This window comes from Spirosoma areae (assembly GCF_054781775.1).
In genome coordinates this window covers 13,889-30,596 of record NZ_BAAGTT010000024.1, presented here as the reverse complement: position 1 = coordinate 30,596, position 16,708 = coordinate 13,889, and the positions used below count along the sequence as shown (strand labels likewise).

The 16,708-nt window shown below is 49.4% G+C and carries 16 protein-coding genes and 1 tRNA gene; 5 read left to right on the top strand and 12 right to left on the bottom strand.

The annotated features are described in order from the left end of the window. Positions 1 to 71 precede the first annotated feature (71 nt). Both ACYVI1_RS10295 and ACYVI1_RS10290 read right to left on the bottom strand, forming a co-directional pair. Complete coding sequence (locus ACYVI1_RS10295) at positions 72 to 989, bottom strand: PfkB family carbohydrate kinase (protein ID WP_460909566.1); 918 nt, start codon at positions 987 to 989, stop codon at positions 72 to 74. A gap of 80 nt (positions 990 to 1,069) precedes the next feature. After that, entirely contained in the window at positions 1,070 to 2,266 is a 1,197-nt protein-coding gene (locus ACYVI1_RS10290; RefSeq protein WP_460910503.1) for a hypothetical protein, read from the bottom strand. Between the two features lie 256 nt (positions 2,267 to 2,522). Here ACYVI1_RS10290 and cysS point away from each other — a divergent pair, with 256 nt between their 5' ends. The 3 genes from cysS to ACYVI1_RS10275 all read left to right on the top strand — a co-directional run bounded on the left by cysS (position 2,523) and on the right by ACYVI1_RS10275 (position 5,478). Continuing rightward, positions 2,523 to 4,010 (top strand): cysteine--tRNA ligase, encoded by a 1,488-nt coding sequence (gene cysS, locus ACYVI1_RS10285; RefSeq protein ID WP_460909564.1) that lies wholly within the window; start codon positions 2,523 to 2,525, stop codon positions 4,008 to 4,010. A gap of 9 nt (positions 4,011 to 4,019) precedes the next feature. Continuing rightward, positions 4,020 to 5,039, top strand: coding sequence for a M28 family peptidase (locus tag ACYVI1_RS10280; protein WP_460909562.1), 1,020 nt, complete (start codon positions 4,020 to 4,022; stop codon positions 5,037 to 5,039). A 91-nt stretch (positions 5,040 to 5,130) separates the two neighbouring features. After that, complete coding sequence (locus ACYVI1_RS10275) at positions 5,131 to 5,478, top strand: hypothetical protein (protein ID WP_460909559.1); 348 nt, start codon at positions 5,131 to 5,133, stop codon at positions 5,476 to 5,478. 80 nt (positions 5,479 to 5,558) lie between these two features. Here the strand turns inward: ACYVI1_RS10275 and nadD are convergent, their stop codons facing one another. The 7 genes from nadD to ACYVI1_RS10240 form a co-directional block, all read right to left on the bottom strand. Further along, positions 5,559 to 6,131, bottom strand: coding sequence for a nicotinate (nicotinamide) nucleotide adenylyltransferase (nadD, locus tag ACYVI1_RS10270; RefSeq protein WP_460909557.1), 573 nt, complete (start codon positions 6,129 to 6,131; stop codon positions 5,559 to 5,561). A 64-nt stretch (positions 6,132 to 6,195) separates the two neighbouring features. Then, positions 6,196 to 6,795, bottom strand: coding sequence for a guanylate kinase (gene gmk / locus ACYVI1_RS10265; protein ID WP_460909555.1), 600 nt, complete (start codon positions 6,793 to 6,795; stop codon positions 6,196 to 6,198). Between the two features lie 181 nt (positions 6,796 to 6,976). Next, entirely contained in the window at positions 6,977 to 7,219 is a 243-nt protein-coding gene (locus ACYVI1_RS10260; protein ID WP_460909553.1) for a hypothetical protein, read from the bottom strand. A gap of 127 nt (positions 7,220 to 7,346) precedes the next feature. Beyond that, a complete protein-coding gene (locus ACYVI1_RS10255) occupies positions 7,347 to 8,036 on the bottom strand; it encodes a sigma-70 family RNA polymerase sigma factor (protein WP_460910501.1) in 690 nt (229 codons plus the stop codon). Positions 8,037 to 8,304: 268 nt separating this feature from the next. Next, positions 8,305 to 8,802 (bottom strand): hypothetical protein, encoded by a 498-nt coding sequence (locus ACYVI1_RS10250; RefSeq protein WP_460909550.1) that lies wholly within the window; start codon positions 8,800 to 8,802, stop codon positions 8,305 to 8,307. 88 nt (positions 8,803 to 8,890) lie between these two features. Next, complete coding sequence (locus ACYVI1_RS10245) at positions 8,891 to 9,691, bottom strand: (Fe-S)-binding protein (protein WP_460909548.1); 801 nt, start codon at positions 9,689 to 9,691, stop codon at positions 8,891 to 8,893. Between the two features lie 67 nt (positions 9,692 to 9,758). Then, positions 9,759 to 11,129, bottom strand: coding sequence for a 4Fe-4S dicluster domain-containing protein (locus ACYVI1_RS10240; protein ID WP_460909545.1), 1,371 nt, complete (start codon positions 11,127 to 11,129; stop codon positions 9,759 to 9,761). 126 nt (positions 11,130 to 11,255) lie between these two features. Between ACYVI1_RS10240 and ACYVI1_RS10235 the strand changes: the two genes are divergently transcribed. After that, positions 11,256 to 11,331, top strand: a tRNA-Phe gene (locus ACYVI1_RS10235). 225 nt (positions 11,332 to 11,556) lie between these two features. Beyond that, a complete protein-coding gene (locus ACYVI1_RS10230; protein WP_460909542.1) occupies positions 11,557 to 12,456 on the top strand; it encodes a DUF2279 domain-containing protein in 900 nt (299 codons plus the stop codon). Here ACYVI1_RS10230 and ACYVI1_RS10225 read toward each other — a convergent pair. The 3 genes from ACYVI1_RS10225 to ACYVI1_RS10215 all read right to left on the bottom strand — a co-directional run bounded on the left by ACYVI1_RS10225 (position 12,447) and on the right by ACYVI1_RS10215 (position 16,703). Next, positions 12,447 to 14,285 (bottom strand): MutS-related protein, encoded by a 1,839-nt coding sequence (locus ACYVI1_RS10225; protein WP_460909540.1) that lies wholly within the window; start codon positions 14,283 to 14,285, stop codon positions 12,447 to 12,449. The two genes, ACYVI1_RS10230 and ACYVI1_RS10225, sit on opposite strands and share 10 nt — an antisense overlap. Positions 14,286 to 14,389: 104 nt before the next feature. Further along, positions 14,390 to 14,806: a Fur family transcriptional regulator gene (locus ACYVI1_RS10220; protein WP_460909539.1), complete on the bottom strand. Its 417-nt coding sequence runs from the start codon at positions 14,804 to 14,806 to the stop codon at positions 14,390 to 14,392. Between the two features lie 91 nt (positions 14,807 to 14,897). Then, positions 14,898 to 16,703: an ABC transporter ATP-binding protein gene (locus ACYVI1_RS10215; RefSeq protein ID WP_460909536.1), complete on the bottom strand. Its 1,806-nt coding sequence runs from the start codon at positions 16,701 to 16,703 to the stop codon at positions 14,898 to 14,900. Between the last annotated feature and the right edge of the window lie 5 nt (positions 16,704 to 16,708).

Below are 16,708 nucleotides of genomic sequence, written 5' to 3'. Positions count from 1 at the left end.
AAATTTGTCAACAAACAAACAAGCCGTTGGTCATGACCAACGGCTTGTTGCATAAATAGCTGCTGTATTTTTTAGACTAACCCAAACGCCGACAGCGTCACGAACTCGCCCACCCGCGCCTTGATTTCCTCCTGCGTTAGGTTCATGATTCGCTCGGCCCCAAACTTTTCGACGCAGAATGAGGCCATCGCCGAGCCGTAAATAATGGCACGCTTCATATTGTCGAACGAACTATCGCCGGTTTTGGCTAAGTAGCCGATAAAGCCCCCTGCGAAGGTATCACCCGCGCCGGTTGGGTCAAATACTTCTTCGAGCGGCAGAGCGGGCGCAAAGAAGATTTGATCCTCACTAAACAGAAGTGCTCCATGCTCTCCTTTCTTAATAATAACCGTCTTGGGCCCCATCGTTCGGATTTTGGCAGCCGCTCTCACTATCGAATACTCGTGGGTCAATTGGCGAGCCTCCTCGTCGTTCACCACCAACACATCAACCAGTTTGAGCAGGTTCATCAGATCAGGATTGGCAATTTCAATCCATAGATTCATTGTGTCGAGCACAATCAGTTTGGGTCGCTGGTGCAACCGCTCAACAACCATTTGCTGAAGGGCAGGGGCGCAATTGCCCAGCATTAAGTACTGGCAATCCTGATACGAATCAGGAATGACCGGGTCAAAATCTTCCATCACGTTCAACTGCACCTCCACCGTGTCGCGGGTGTTCATGTCGTTATGGTACTTACCCGACCAGAAGAAGGTCTTCTCACCCACCCGAACCTGCAGCCCTTCGGTATTGACCCCGTGCTGATTGAGGTCGTCGATCATAGTTTGTGGGAAATCATCCCCCACCACGGCCACCAGGTTATTCTCTTTAGTAAAGTAGGATGCCGAAAGCGTGATGTAGGTAGCAGCACCACCGATAATCTTGTCGGTCTTGCCGAACGGGGTTTCCAGCGCGTCGAACGCTACGGAACCGATTGTAAGTAAGCTCATTAGTTTATTTCAGGTTTCAAGTTTCAGGTTCCATGTTCAAGTGCCGGTTGAAACGTGGAACTTGAAACATGAAACAATTTTTACTTCTTCCGTCCAATGACCGGGCAGCGTTTAAAGGGTTTGGTCTGGTCAAATAAGTACCGGTACGTACTATGCGTTTTGACGATGCGCGACCCTAACTGACTCACAAACCGCACCATAATTGGGTTAAAATCACCAACCCAGTTCATTTCCAGTTCGGTGTATTGAAAGTTGGGGTTGTGGTCTGCTTCGTGTGGCATTCGGAGGGCAATGGCCGCTTCAACGCCTTTTCCCTGATGTTCGGGTGCTACGCCAAACACGACGCCAAAGGCTTTGTGGTTGGTTTTCAGCAGCATGTGCCACAAAAATTTCAGCTTGCCAATCAAATCAAGTTTGCCGTTTACGTGCTTGAAAACCTGGTTCAGTTCGGGCAGGCAGACAAAAAAAGCAACTGGCTCATCGAGGTAATAAGCGAAGTAGATAATTTTTTCGTCAATGACCGGCTTCAACTTCTGCATGAGCAGTTGTGCCTGCCCCGTCGACATCTCTTTTACGCCACTATGTCCGGCCCAGGCCGCGTTATAAATATGCCGAAACTGCTCGGCGGCTGCAGGTAGATGTTTCTTATCAATCGTCCGAAAACTATAATCCGGGTTCTGAAAAATACGCTGGGCGCGGTCTTTCACCGCCTGCGACATATCGGTCAGTTTAGCCCAGGTTGTTGGAATGCCAAACGTAAACTGTTTAAAATAATTCTGAAAGCCGTACTGCTCAAAAAAAGAAATGTAGTAGGACTTGGTATAGGGCATACAATAATTAGGCTCGCGGTCGAACCCATCGACCAGCAAACCCCACCAGCGGTCGCGGTCACCGAAGTTAATAGGGCCGTCCATGGCTTCCATACCCCGTTGCTGAAGCCACGCTTTGCCCGCGTCAAAAAGCAGGAAAGCGGCTGACTGCTCGTTAATGCACTCGAAAAACCCGATTCCACCCGTTGGCTGGTCGTTGTCGAGATTGGCGATTTCGTGGTCGATAAAGGCCGCCATTCGTCCAATGGTTTCGCTTTTATCAGTCAACAGCAAAAACCGAACGCATTCGCCATGCTCAAACCGTTTGTTGCGGGCTGGGTCGAAAACCTCCTCCACATCGGCATCCAACGGGCGAATCCAGCACGGGTCATGTTTATAGAGCCGCACGGGAAACTGGATAAATTCTTTTTGGTATCGGGCGTTTTCGCCTACGTCAACTACCTGCATTACGGAACCGAAGCGGGTCAAATCTGAAAACAAAATGCGAATATAGACAAAAGTGACGGAGCCGCTTTGCCGACCTACCGTTTTACGCTGAACAATCCGTAACTTCGCTCTCACAAACAGGACCCTATTGTCATGCTGATGAAGGAAATTTACGGTCTACGAGCACCCTGTTGTCGCTGACCGATTAACCTTACCCTACCGATGCCACCTGGCAGTCCGCTTCCTTTATCAGTGTCCAGAATTAGTTAATCAACCGATGCAACCGCTTCATTTATACAATACGCTTTCCCGCAAAAAAGAACTGTTTGAACCCATCAACCCGCCTTACGTAGGCATGTATGTGTGTGGTCCAACGGTTTACAACTACGTCCACCTCGGCAACGTCCGCACGTTTCTGACTTTCGACACCCTCTACCGCTACCTAACGTTTATCGGTTATAAAGTGCGCTATGTTCGTAATCTGACTGATGTTGGCCACTTGGTTGGCGATGGCGATGAGGGCGAGGACAAAATTGGCCGGATGGCCAAGCTGGAGAAGGTGGAGCCCATGGAAATTGTGCAGCGGTTCACCAACGATTTCCATACGGTAATGACGCAGTTCAACGCCATTCCGCCCAGTATTGAGCCAACGGCAACGGGCCACATGGTTGAGCAAATCGAAGCAGTGCAGGCATTGCTGGCAAAAGATCTGGCCTACGAATCGAACGGCTCGGTATATTTCGACATTGAGACGTATAATAAACGGGGCGGAAATTACGGCAAATTATCGGGCCGGATTCTGGACGACCTGCTGAATGAAACCCGCGAATTAGACGGGCAATCCGAAAAACGAAACCCGCTCGATTTCGCCATCTGGAAGCGGGCCTCTCCCGACCATCTGATGCGCTGGAACTCCCCCTGGGGCGAAGGCTTTCCGGGCTGGCATTTAGAGTGCAGTTGCATGAGTACCAAATACTTAGGCAAACAATTCGATATTCATGGGGGGGGTATGGATTTGAAATTCCCGCACCACGAATGCGAAATCGCCCAGGGCGACGGATTGACTGGCCACGACCCCGTGCGCTACTGGATGCACTCGAATATGCTGACCGTTAATGGACAGAAAATGTCGAAGTCGCTGGGTAATTCTTTCCTGCCCGTCGAACTGTTTGCGGGTAGCCACCAACTGCTCGAACAACCGTATAGCCCCATGACGGTCCGATTTTTCATGCTTCAGTCGCATTATCGGAGCACCCTCGACTTCTCGAACGATGCCCTTAAAGCGGCCCAGAAAGGCTATCGGCGATTAGCCAATGGATTGCGTATTGTGAAACTACTGACTTACCAGGCGGACGAAAGTGCAACTGTCAGTGAAGACAGGCAACAGGACATCCGGCTGGCTGTGCAGCAGTTTTACGAAGCGATGAACGACGATCTGAATACGGCCGTTGGAATTGCTCAATTGTTCACCCTGCTCAAATACATAAACATGATTTACCTGAACCAGCTTCAGGCGTCGGTACTGGGCGAAGAGGTCTTCAAGTTGCTGAAAGAATCATTCGTGACCTTTCTGCAGGATGTGCTTGGCCTGCACGAAGAAGGAACTGACAACCAACCCGTTCTGGAAGGGCTGCTCACGCTCTACCGCGAGTATAAAGAACAGCGTCAATACGACAAAGTGGACCAAATTCGTTCGTATTTCAAAGCGCAGGGTTTGGCCATCAAAGACATGAAACACCAGATTGACTGGGCTTATGAAGAGTAACGTACAGCTATGAGCAAATCCACCTTATTTCTTCTCGCCCTTACGCTAAGCCTGTTTTCCTGCAAAGAGAAGCCTAAACAAGGTGAAGCTACCCAAACCGCTAAACAGCCAGCTACAGTCTCGGCTCCAGCATTCAATGCTGACTCTGCCTACGATTACATTGACCGGCAGGTGAAGTTTGGCCCACGAGTCCCTAATACCCCCGCCCATGTGCAGACCGGCAACTATCTGGCCGCTAAGTTAAAGCAATTTGGCTGTGAGGTTACGGAGCAATCGTTTGTGGGAAACACCTGGGATGGCAAGAAATTAAATGCCCGTAATATCATTGGCAGCATTAATCCACAGGCAACCAAACGAGTTTTGCTGGCGGCCCACTGGGATTCGCGCCCGTATGCCGACAATGACCCGGATAAAGCCGACCAAAAGAAGGCCGTTACGGCAGCCAACGATGGAGCCAGTGGCGTTGGCGTTTTGCTGGAACTGGCCCGCACGATTCAACAGAGTCAGCAAAAACCAACCATTGGTGTCGACATTATTTTCTTCGATGCTGAAGACTGGGGTAATGGCGAAAAAGCGTCCGGTGACTTTGAGCAGGCTACTGGTAATCAGTATGATTATATTGGGTTCTGTTTAGGTTCGCGCTACTGGGCTAAACACCTTCATAAGCCCGGCTATTCGGCCTATTACGGTATTTTATTAGACATGGTCGGTGCTAAAGGGGCTACATTTACGAGAGAAGGGCTTTCGATGCAGTTTGCCCCTACAGTTGTCAATACGGTCTGGCAAACGGCCAGCCGGAGTGGCTATAGCCAGTATTTTGTCGATACGCCCGGTAACCAAATCACCGACGACCATGTTGCGCCAAATACCATTGCCAAAATTCCAATGATTGATATAATTCATACCAACATTGGCACGGGTGGTTTCTTTCCGGCCTGGCACACGGCTGAGGACGATATGAGTAACATTGACCGGGGAACCCTCAAAGCCGTAGGACAAACGCTGTTGCAGGTGCTTTATAATGAGTGAAAAAGTGAGAGAGCGAACGAGTGAACGAGCGAAGAAAGGCCGAACCGAATGGAGTTCTCGAATACTCTTTTTCAGTAGTGTTTTATGCATCTTGTTAGCTGGCTGTAGCCCGGCACCTGACCAGTTCGGCCAGCTTGACCTGAAAAAATGGCGAAGCGACCGGGGCGGCTGTAATGGCATTCGGGCTACGCTGGTACCCGGTTTTAGGGCCGAAATTCAGAACCTTAAAGGCAAAACAGCCAATACCATCGGTGAGTTGCTCGGCCGGCCCGATGTGAATCAAATTGCCGACCGAAACCAGAAATTCTATATTTATTTTTTAGAAAAAGGGGCTCAGTGTAATCAATCGGGCATTAAGTCGCAGAGCCGGTCGGTGGCGATTCGGATGAGCGCGATTGGTTTGGCAACAGAGATTACGTTTCAGAATGGCATTCCGTGAATAATCGTAGCCTGAACGGCCACGTCCGGATATGAAGTGGTAAACTATTACTCATCCGGACGTGACCGTCCAGGCTACACTCATATGTAAAACTTCTTCCGTTCAATCATTTCCTCTACAACCTCCGGCACCATATAACGGATGGAGCGGTTGGCCCGAATACTATCCCGAATAAATGTCGCCGAAATATCTAACAACGGCGCTTCAACCAGGCGAACACTGGGGTGCGTTCTGAACGAACTTTCGGCCGAGCGCGGACGCGGATACACATACAAGCCATAATACTCCAGAATTTTATCGTGGTTTTTCCAGTTGGCAAACTGCTCCAGATTGTCCTCGCCCATAATAAGGTTGAAGGTGTGCTGCGGAAACTTCTCGCTCAGGCGTGTCAGCGTATCAATTGTGTAGCTGGGTTTCGGCATCGAGAACTCAATATTCGTAGCTTTCAGATGACTATTGTCGGCAATAGCCCGTTCTACCATGTCGAGCCGGTCGAACTCATGCAGTAAGCTTTTGGTCTTCTTGAACGGATTCTGGGGTGACACCACAAACCACACCTGTTCGAGGTCGGTCGTAGTGGCTATTATATTAGCAACGATCAGATGCCCGACGTGAATAGGATTGAAGGAACCGAAGAATAAGCCGATTTTCATGATTAGTCATTAGTGGTCAGTTGTTAGTGGTACCGTTCTTAGCTGCCCACTAACGACTGACCACTCATACTACCGTTGCCTTTGCTGGTACGTTGTTGCCCAGCACAAAATCATCCACTAATTTCTGCGCTTTCTGAAGCGACGTTTCCAAATCATCGTTCACTAAAACTACATCAAAGCGATTTTGAAAACTCATTTCAAAGTGAACTTTAAAGAGTCGTTTCGACAGGCTTTCCTCCGTTTCAGAACCACGTCCAATCAAGCGTTGGCGGAGTGTTTCTTCATCCGGCACCTTCACAAAAACGGCTAACGCTTTGTCGCCATAGAATTCTTTCAATTTCAGACCACCCTGCACATCTACGTCGAACAGCACATGTTGCCCATTGTCCCAAAGCCGCTGAATTTCCGATTTTAACGTGCCGTAGAAGGCACCGGTATATACCTCTTCCCATTCGACAAATTCGTCGTTGTCAATTTTCTGCTTGAATTCTTCGGGAGTCAGAAAGTAGTAGTCTTTGCCGTTTTGTTCGGTTCGGCCCCGGCGGTCGCGGGTGCAGGCGGAAATAGAAAAGCCGAGATTGGTATTCTCGGCCAGCAGATGCCTGACAATGGTGGTCTTGCCTGAACCAGAGGGGGCCGAAAAAATGATGAGTTTGCCGTCCAAAAGAATTTGTGGTTTTTGGTTTACAGTTTTTGCCGGGCCGCCGGAGCGGTTTATGGTTAGCTGACGTATTAAGACCGCTCGCGTCAGTTAACCATAAACTATAAACCACTTAAACTGAATTGGGGTAACTAAGGTAGGCCGTTGCCTCGTCCTCAGTTACCCCAATCGTAGAATTTTATGCTTAACTAAATGTCAAAATCTTAGCTTTGATCGTTGCGACTAACTGGTCGGGACAGCAACGCTTTTCCATACGCTTCGTCAATAGTTCCTTAACTTCCTTTTCAAGGTGATACATCTCGATACAGGGTTGACAGGATTCAAGATTGACTTTCAATTTGGCGAGTTGCTGGTCGGTAGCTTCTCCATCCAGAATTAACTGAATCATCTTCAGGCAGTCGGCCCGGTGACTGCAATGCTCTTTCATCTCAGGCTTAGCGCTGGATGAAGATGATGGTAACGAGGTCTGCATTGGAAAAATTGTATTTATTCCAAGAATAATAATAACATTAAGTTATCAGGAGAACCAATATACAGATAGAAAAAGTTCGGCTTTAGTCATCATTTTCATCATTATATCCCATCGAAGAAGCATAATCACGCAATTTTTCTTTCAACAGGTTACGGGCGCGATGCAAGCGGGACCGAACAGTACCAATTGGAATATCCAGAATCTTCGCCATTTCCTCATACGTGAATCCTTCGATGTCGCAGAGAATAATAACGGTTCGAAAATCAACGGGCAGCGAATTCAGAGCATTCGCTACTTCATCGCCAATTAAATCAGAAACAGATTCGGCCCGGAGGTCGACTGTATGTTCAGATTCGGCATCTTCAGAATTATACGTCGTCTCAACGTCCTGATAATCTACTTTTGCCGGTTCTTTACTTTTTTTCCGATAATCATTAATGAAGCTGTTCTTCAGGATCCGAAACAGCCAGGCTTTGGCGTTAGTTCCTTGCTCAAATGACGAAATAAACCGGAATGCCTTTAAATAGGTATCCTGCACGAGGTCGTTGGCATCGTCCTCGTCCATGGTTAGCCGAAAGGCAAAGTTGTACATGGAGTCGATGTGAGGCATAAACTCCTTATTAAATACCTGATACTTCTGCTCTTCCGTATATCGGCGGGCAGGTGTGTCTTCCGAGGGCTGTTCAATAGCCTCGCCTTCGGGTAATAATTGGTCCGGTCCGGCCGGTCCGCCGGGGCGGTCCCGGTCATCGCGAGTTGGCGTATCTGACATAACTTGGTGTATAGTCGCCATAAAAGTAAGCGTTTATTGCCGTTTACCGTTGGCAATACCCAACGAATTCGATAAGATAGCCGACCAAATCGCTGAGTTGTATTCTACTTCACTGCAAAAATTAATCCTTTGTTCAAAAAGAAGGTTTAAAATCAGTCGAATATGACTATTTGGCAGTGAACGTTTCCCCACCTGACAACGTTAAAAGCCGACTGATTTACTACTCATGAGTAGTAAATCAGTCGGCTTTTAACGTTACAATGCGTGTTTAAACCGTTATAGATTTAAAATAGCGCTTCAACCACGAATCGGCGGCCCGGATATGCCAATGTGCCAGAAACTCCGATTTAGTTTTCACTAAAGTATTCAGGACAGTTGTGTCGGGGGTTATAACTCCCTCAGTTACGGCGGCTTTAATTGCTGGCAAAGCAAACGTCTGCACAGACCCATCGACTAGCTGAATAGCTGCCGAGCGGTCGAAAAAATCAATAGTTGCCTGATTGCCAATCTCTCGTATCGTCCGCACCGAGGCATCAATTGAGCAGCCGCTGGGTAAGTTATATCCTTCGTCGACACCAACGACCACAAATCGATTGTCAATTACCTGCGCCGATGCCAGCAATGGTTGCCCATGGGCAACCCATTGGCTCAGAGCCGGTTGCAGAGACTTCTCAATCGTTTTTACTTCACTTTCAGTGAGTGAGCGGTTCGCCTGATACACCCACACGCGGGCGTTATCAGGCAGTTTATCGAAGTCAACGTACATAAGATTAATGTAAAATGTACAATGAATACTGTAGAATGATAAAATCGGGCAGGTTCACCTACTGTTCATTAGACAGTATTCATTAACATCACAACCCCTGCCTCTGTGCGATGAGTTCCGAAATGTCGTAGACCCGGACGGAATCTTCACGGTTTTTGTTTTTCACTCCGTCAGACATCATGGTCATGCAAAAGGGGCAGGCCACGGCAATGGTATCTGCGCCTGTACTAAGGGCTTCTTCGACCCGCTCAACGTTCACATCTTTTTTGCCCGGCTCTGGTTCTTTAAAATATTGCCCGCCACCGGCTCCGCAACAGAGGCCATTCGCCCGAACACGCTTCATTTCGACCAAATCAGCATCCAGTGCGGCCAGCACTTCGCGAGGAGCTTCATAAATTTTGTTCGCACGGCCCAGATAGCACGAATCATGGAAGGTTATTCGTCGCCCTTTAAACGACTGTCCGTCTTTAACCCGAACGCGCCCCTCGTTGATAAGGCCCTGCAAAAACTGCGAATGGTGAATAACTTCGTAAGTACCTCCTAATTCAGGATATTCGTTCTTGAGCGTGTTGAAACAGTGTGGGCAGGCTGTCACGATTTTCTTTATGTTATAACCGTTCAGCACCTGAATGTTTGCCATTGCCTGCATCTGAAACAAAAACTCGTTGCCAGCCCGACGCGCCGGGTCGCCTGTACAGGCTTCTTCGGGTCCCAACACGGCGAACTTGATGCCAACATGGTTTAGGATACGCACGAAGGCAATCGTCACGCGTTTGTACCGATCATCGAATGAGCCAGCGCAACCGACCCAAAACAAAATCTCCGGTTCTTCGCCCGATGCGGCCATATCGGCCATTATCGGTACGGTGTATGCTTTAGTAGTTGACATATTTATCTGTTTCAGGCTTCAGGTTCAACGTTCGATATTGCTGAATGAAACGTTGAACCTGAACCAATTATTCATTTACCTGTTCGGCCCAGTTGAAGCGGTCGCTGGGTGAGAACTTCCAGGGAGCCATATTATTCTCGATATTGCTGAACATGGCATTCCAGGAGGCCGGTGCCTGCGACTCTTCCATGACCCGATACCGGCGCAGTTGCAGAATAATATCCAGCGGATTGATGTTGATTGGGCAGGCATTTATGCACGCCTGACAAGTTGTACAGGCGTTTAACTCCTCGGCGGTAATGTAATCGCCTAATAGGGATTTATCGTCCTGATAGTCGTTGCCATTGGCTTTCCAACCCTGCTGAATTTCTTCGAGCCGGTCGCGGGTATCCATCATGATTTTACGGGGCGACAGTTTTTTGCCCGTAATGTTGGCCGGGCAAGCCGCCGTGCAACGCCCACATTCGGTACAACTATAGGCATTCATGAGGTTAATCCAGGTCAAATCCTGGACATCTTTCGCCCCAAACCGGCCAACTTCAGGGGGTTGCCCACCATTGTCATTCGTTTGAGAGTCGTCAGGTTCCGTTGTTACGGGTAAGCCAAGGGCGAGTTGCACCTCTTTCGTGATTTCGGGCATGTTCTGCATTTCACCCTTTGGCTGGAGGTCGGAAAAATAGACGTTTGGAAAGCCGAGGGCAATATGCAGGTGTTTAGAGTAAGTTACATAGACCGCAAACGCCAGAATACCCAGAATGTGCAGCCACCAGGCTGTTCGCTCATACGCAACTAAGGTTGTATCGCTGAAATTGATGAAGAGCGGTTTCAGAAACTGGCTGATGAGGAAATCAGGCACAACGCCCTGCAAGTCGCCATAATGCCCAACGCCCCGGTCGCGCAGAACGCTGTCAGACGCATTCCAGGTCAGGAAGGCAATCATCAACAGAATCTCGGCGGTCAGAATAATTGTAGCATCAGAAACTGGCCAGCCCCGTAATTCACGGTGATGTTCGGCTTGCAGACGACTCACGCGGGCAACAAACCGGCGGCATAAAAACACTACGCAGACGGTTAGAACACCGAACGCCAGCAGTTCAAAAATAGTAATCAGAATTGGGTAGACGGGCGTAATATAGGGCGCAAACAAACGGTGCGTCCCTAAAATGCCATCCAGAATAATTTCGAGAATTTCGATATTGATAATTAGGAAACCCGCGTAGATAACAAAGTGAAGTATGCCAACGAACGGATTGGTAAACATTTTTTTCTGGCCGAACGCAACCAACAACATTGTTTTCAATCGCTCGCCGGCATGGTCCGAGCGGTTCTCATGTCGGCCCAGATTGATAGCGCGGGCAATGAGTTTAACGCGTTTCGTGATGTACCAGGCTGTTAGAGCAAGGGCTGTAACGAACAAAATTTGCTGGAAAATCTCCATAAAGTACTGGGCTTTTTGAGTCTGACTATCAACTAAATGGGAGCAAAGACCATAGCTGATTTGAAAATATTCCGGTCGATATGTTGTAAAAAGCTAATCAATGGCGTAGTTTTGCACCCACGTTTCGGTGATGTAGCTCAGTTGGTAGAGCAAAGGACTGAAAATCCTTGTGTCGGCGGTTCGATTCCGTCCATCACCACCACCTTAACGTAAGCCTTCCCAATTGGGAGGGCTTTTTTTATTGTTTCCTGAGTCAAAACCCGATTCCTCTATTTATCAAGCTGCATTAACAGTATGCAAGCATACTATTTTTATATCAGCAAATATACTGCTTTCAGTATATCTAACAAGTGGTGACAGCGCCTGGTTGGGATTATTTTCGGCCTTCGTGATGTAACTTGTTTTGACTCAATGAGTCAAAGAACGCATGGGTTTAAAACTCCTCGTTTTGTTGCATTTCCTGAATGGCGATGTTTTGGCAGATTCGTTACCAATTTGCCGGGATAGCATCTCATCTCAAAAGCCTGTTCGACAAAAAGGTCGGATACGGACCGTTGGGGCTACCTCCCTGCTTACGCTTGGCTCTACGTATGTATACCTTGACCGAACCTGGTGGCACGGAAAAGGGGTTCCGTTTCATTTTGATGCAGGCCGGGATTTGACCTACGCCGGTGGTTTAGACAAAGTGGCGCACCTGGCGGGCGGAGTTTTTGTATCGGAAACTTACGACAAGGCCTTTCGGTGGGCGGGCGTTTCGGAGCGGAAGGCAGAATGGCTGGCGCTTGGTTCAGCGGCTTTTGTTGAAATAGGGATTGAGTTGAAAGACGCCTATTCCCCAACATATGGCTTTAGCTGGCGCGATGTTGCCGCCGGAACGCTGGGGGGTTTCTGGCCAATGGCACAACATCGGTCGGGTTTTCTGCGCGATGCCCAATGGAAAGTAAGTTATTGGCAACAGACGCCTAAATACTTTACGGAACGGGGAATTCCAGCACAACGATTTTCCATTGACGATTACATTAATCAAACGTACTGGTTTTCGTTTTCGCCGGAACGATTGGGTGGCCAACGCTGGCAGCGTACCTGTCCCGACTGGCTGCAACTGTCGGTGGGTGTGGGACTCGAAGCGGAAACCTGGAGCCAGCATCACGACGGCCTGGGCGGTCGGCACGAGTGGTATATTTCGCCAGACATCAATTTAATTAAACTGTTGAAACCACGAAGTTCGGTGGCAAAGGCAATTTTGTGCGCGTTGAAGTACATCAAAATTCCAGCCCCGACTTTACAGATTGGCCCGAAACTGCGCTGGCACTGGTTTTATTTCTGAACTGCGTCCATCTCAATACCAATTGCCTGCATGAGTTGGCTGGCGTTGAAACTCTCGCAAATACCATCCCGGAGCCTGTAATCAAATACCAACTCACCGTTTTGCAGGTCAGATTGAAAATGGAAGTTTCGCACAAACCCATCGGCGTCGGTGAGTTGGCCTAATTCGAGGTCGTGGGTCGAAACAAAGCCTGAAGCTGTGGTCTGGTGTAGTTGCCGAATCAGGGCTTCGGCTCCCCGGTGGCGGTCAGCCGAGTTTGTACCTTTCAGAATTTCATCCAGAAAATATAAGACTGGCAGGCGACCCTGCGGCAGGCGTTCCTGCGGAACGGCAGTTGGTTGTTTTGTCAGGCCAATAAGCGTTTGAAGCCGCTTTAGTTCGGCGTAGAATGAGGAGGTGCTCTCTTCGAGCGAGTCCTGCGTTCGCATACTGGTGAATACCCGCACGGGTGAGCACGAGAATCGTTCAGCACTCACAACGGCTCCCGCCAGCGCCAGCACCACATTAGCACCTACTGTCCGCAGAAATGTGCTTTTCCCCGACATGTTGGACCCCGTAATCAAAACTGTTTGACCTGTGCCGGTTAGCGTGAGGGAGTTGCTAACAGACCGGGCGGCTGGCAATAAAGGGTGCGCTGCCGATTGGATGTCGATCAGCAGTTGGTCATCAACAATATCGGGCGTTGCGTAGGTTGGGTGGGCATAGGCAAATCCGGCCAGGCTATTGAGCGCTTCCAGTTCGCCCAATGCGTCAAACCACTGGTTAAGGTCAGGTCCGTGCTGTTTTCGCCAGCGTTCGAGCCGGAACAGGTAGTGAACATCCCAGAGCGTCGCGATGCCGAATAACAGGTAGAAATATGGATTACGCCGGTAATTTAATCCCTCAGTCAACTGACTAAGCTGGCTAATGGCCTCCGATGCCAACCGGTCGTGCGACGTTAATGCCTGCTGAATAGCCCGTAGGCGAACGGTCTCACCTTTCACTGTTTCGGCCTGCTGAAACAAGGCCTGAAACGCCCGTAGTGCTGCCGAAATCTCGAACGTTTGTTCACTCACGTCTTTAGCCCGTACTGATGTTTGGCTGAGGACTAACCCATGAACAGCCAGCCCTAACAGAACAGAACCACCTGGTAAATAGCCCAGCAGCCAGGCAATAAACAAACTTAACGTAATAGCCGGAAACAAAAATCGAACAACAGGTAAATAGCCCGGCAAGGGTGAAACACTGGCAGTGGCCCAGTTGACTAATGCATCGGGTGAGCAACCAACGGTTTCTTCCAGATACGCCAATGCTTCAACCTGTTGCCGCCACTCAGTTTGCGGGTTCAGTTCGGCAATGGCCTGCTGACGGAGTCGGATGGCATCGGGGTTTGACGGCACCTTGAGCCAGGTAGCCAGCCGGTTCTGACCTTTGTAAGAATGTGTCCGATTAAGCAGCCGAAAGAGAGAATGTTTACCAAAAACGTCTAAATCGCCGGAATAATAATGGGTTGGGCTGGCAAATTCTTCGCCTGTTTCGGGACGCAGGTACTGCCGTTTAAGCCGGGCGGCTTCATCCTGATTAATAAAGACCAACTGGTGATTCAAATCGCGCTCACGCCGGACACTCTGGTGCTTTTTCAGCAGTATTAAAAAAACTGCTACACCGATTATCAGGACAATTATAGCATAGAGCTGCTCATTAAGCCGGATACATACCCAAACGGTGGTTACACTGGCTATAAACAAGACAAGCCGCCAGAAAGCCAGTTGGTTGTACCGACGCTGGGCAGCTTGTTCGGCCTGACTAAATTTTTGTTGACGTTCGTGGAAAAGAGTTTCGGGGGGCATACGGTAACGCGGGTGAAACCCCGCGATTTTAAACATAGTAGTGGGGTTCCACCGCATGGGCGGCCCCGCGCAACGGCGGTGGTGCGGCATCCCGACCGCCCGCGTTACTTATTGCAATCCTGGCAAACGCCCTGAATCAGCAGATTCATTTCTTTGCGATTGTACCCTTCAGGCAGCGCAATGGCAGGGATGTTAACGTTATCTAAGCAGGTCGTCTGGCCGCAGGTTTCGCATTTAAAATGGACGTGGTCGTGGTGATGGTGGCCATCGGTGCAGGTTTCTCGGCACAGGGCGTATTTTGTCCCACCCTCATCGTCAAGTACTTTGTGAAGCAGTCCCTTGTCCAGAAACGTCCGAAGTGTTCGATAAATCGTTACGCGGTCGTGGTCGGGTCCAAGGCCGTTTTCCACATCGTGGTGCGCCAGGGCATGACCAGCGTTTAGAAACAAATCCAGGACTTCCTCGCGGCCATTCGTGTGCCGGAGGCTGAACTCTTTCAGGGTTTTAGAAGCGGGAGTCATGGTTTTTAGTCAATAGTCACGGTCCGCCGTGGCGGTCAGTCGATTGCCTGCTACTTACTAAAATCTATCGACTGATAACTAACGACGCTTTTTATTCTATCGTTTCAAACTGCAATTTAACCAGATTCGCGTAGATGCCGTCTTCCTGCATAGCCAGTTCATCGTGGGTGCCCGACTCGGCAATCTGACCTTCGCGCATGACGTAAATCATGTCGACTTTGCGAATGGTTGCCAGCCGGTGGGCAATAATAATCGTGGTGCGGTTTTGCATCAGTTCATCCAGGGCTTCCTGCACTAACCTCTCCGACTCGGCATCGAGCGAACTCGTGGCTTCGTCCAGAATCAGGATAGCCGGGTCTTTTAGGATGGCGCGGGCAATGGCAATCCGCTGCCGCTGTCCACCCGATAATTTAACGCCCCGCTCGCCCACAATGGTTTGCAACCCTTCGGGAAAGGAATCGATAAATTGCAGAGCATTGGCTTTTCGGGCCGCTTCGCGAACGTCAGTTTCCGTAGCACCAGGCTTGCCGTATTGGATATTCTCCAGAATCGTACCGCCAAACAGCATCACTTCCTGCGGCACAACGGCAATATTTTTGCGTAGTTCGGTAACGTTAAAACCGGCCAAATCGCGGCCATCGATGGTTATCTGGCCACCGCCGAGGGGATAATAGCGCATGAGCAATTGCACGATGGTCGATTTGCCAGCCCCACTCTGGCCAACCAGCGCAATTTTGCGTCCGGCAGCTACATCAAACGAAATGCCTTTTAACACCTGGATATCAGGACGCGACGGATAGGCGAAGCGGATAGTATCAAATTTAACGTTGCCCTGCACCGGTACAAACAGCGGCAACTCTTCGGTGGCATTTACTTCCGATGGCTCCTCCAGAATTTCCAGAATACGCTCCGACGAGCCGATTGTTTTCTGCAATTGAGCATACAAATCGCCCATACCGGCCACTGAGCCGCCAATAAAGGTGGTGTAAACAATGAATGTCAGCAAGTCAGCAAAAGGCATTTCGTTGGCCATCACCAAGGAACCGCCATACCAAACCACGCCAATAATGCCGCCGAAAAGCGTGAAGATGATGAAGGAGACGAATATACCCCGATACTTAACTGCGTACAGAGCGGTCTCAACCACCCGCTGTAAGGCCGTTCCATACCGATTAATTTCTAATTTCTCGTTGGTAAACGCCTTCACCACATTTATAGACTGTAAGGTTTCCTCAACAATGACATTTGCCTGCGCCAACAAGTCCTGCGCCTTCTTCGACAGTCGTCGGATGAACCGACCGAAGAACATAGCCGCCACAATCATAACCGGGAAGGTCGCCAGCATGAACAAGGTCAGCTTCCAGGATACATAAAAAATAATAGCCGTGCCGATAGTGAGCGTGCCTATTTGCCGGAATAACTCCGCTACAGTAAGCGTCAGAACATCCTGTAATTGAGAGATATCGGACGAGATGCGACTGGTTAATTCGCCCACGCGCCGTTGCTCAAAAAACGGAATCGGCAGGGTAATGATTTTGCTGTAGGTTGCCCGGCGAACATCAGCCATCGCCCGCTCACTTACCTGCGAGAAAAAGTAAATGCGGCAGAAGGAGAAAATGGCCTGTGCGATTAACACGCCCACAAAAAACAGCGTCACCTGGTTGAGCGTAAACGCCGACTTGCCCTGAATAACGCTCGTGATTTGCCCAATCAGCAACCCGAAGCTCATTGTCGTTCCCGTCGATAAAATCAGAAACACAAACCCAATTGTGTACTGAACCCGGTAAGGCCTGATAAACCGGAATATGCTCAGGGCTTTTTTTAAGCCCTCGCTGCTCAGCTTCTTTTTATCCTCTTCTTTGGCTTCTTCGCCAAAACTTCGTCCCCGTTTTGCCATTTTTT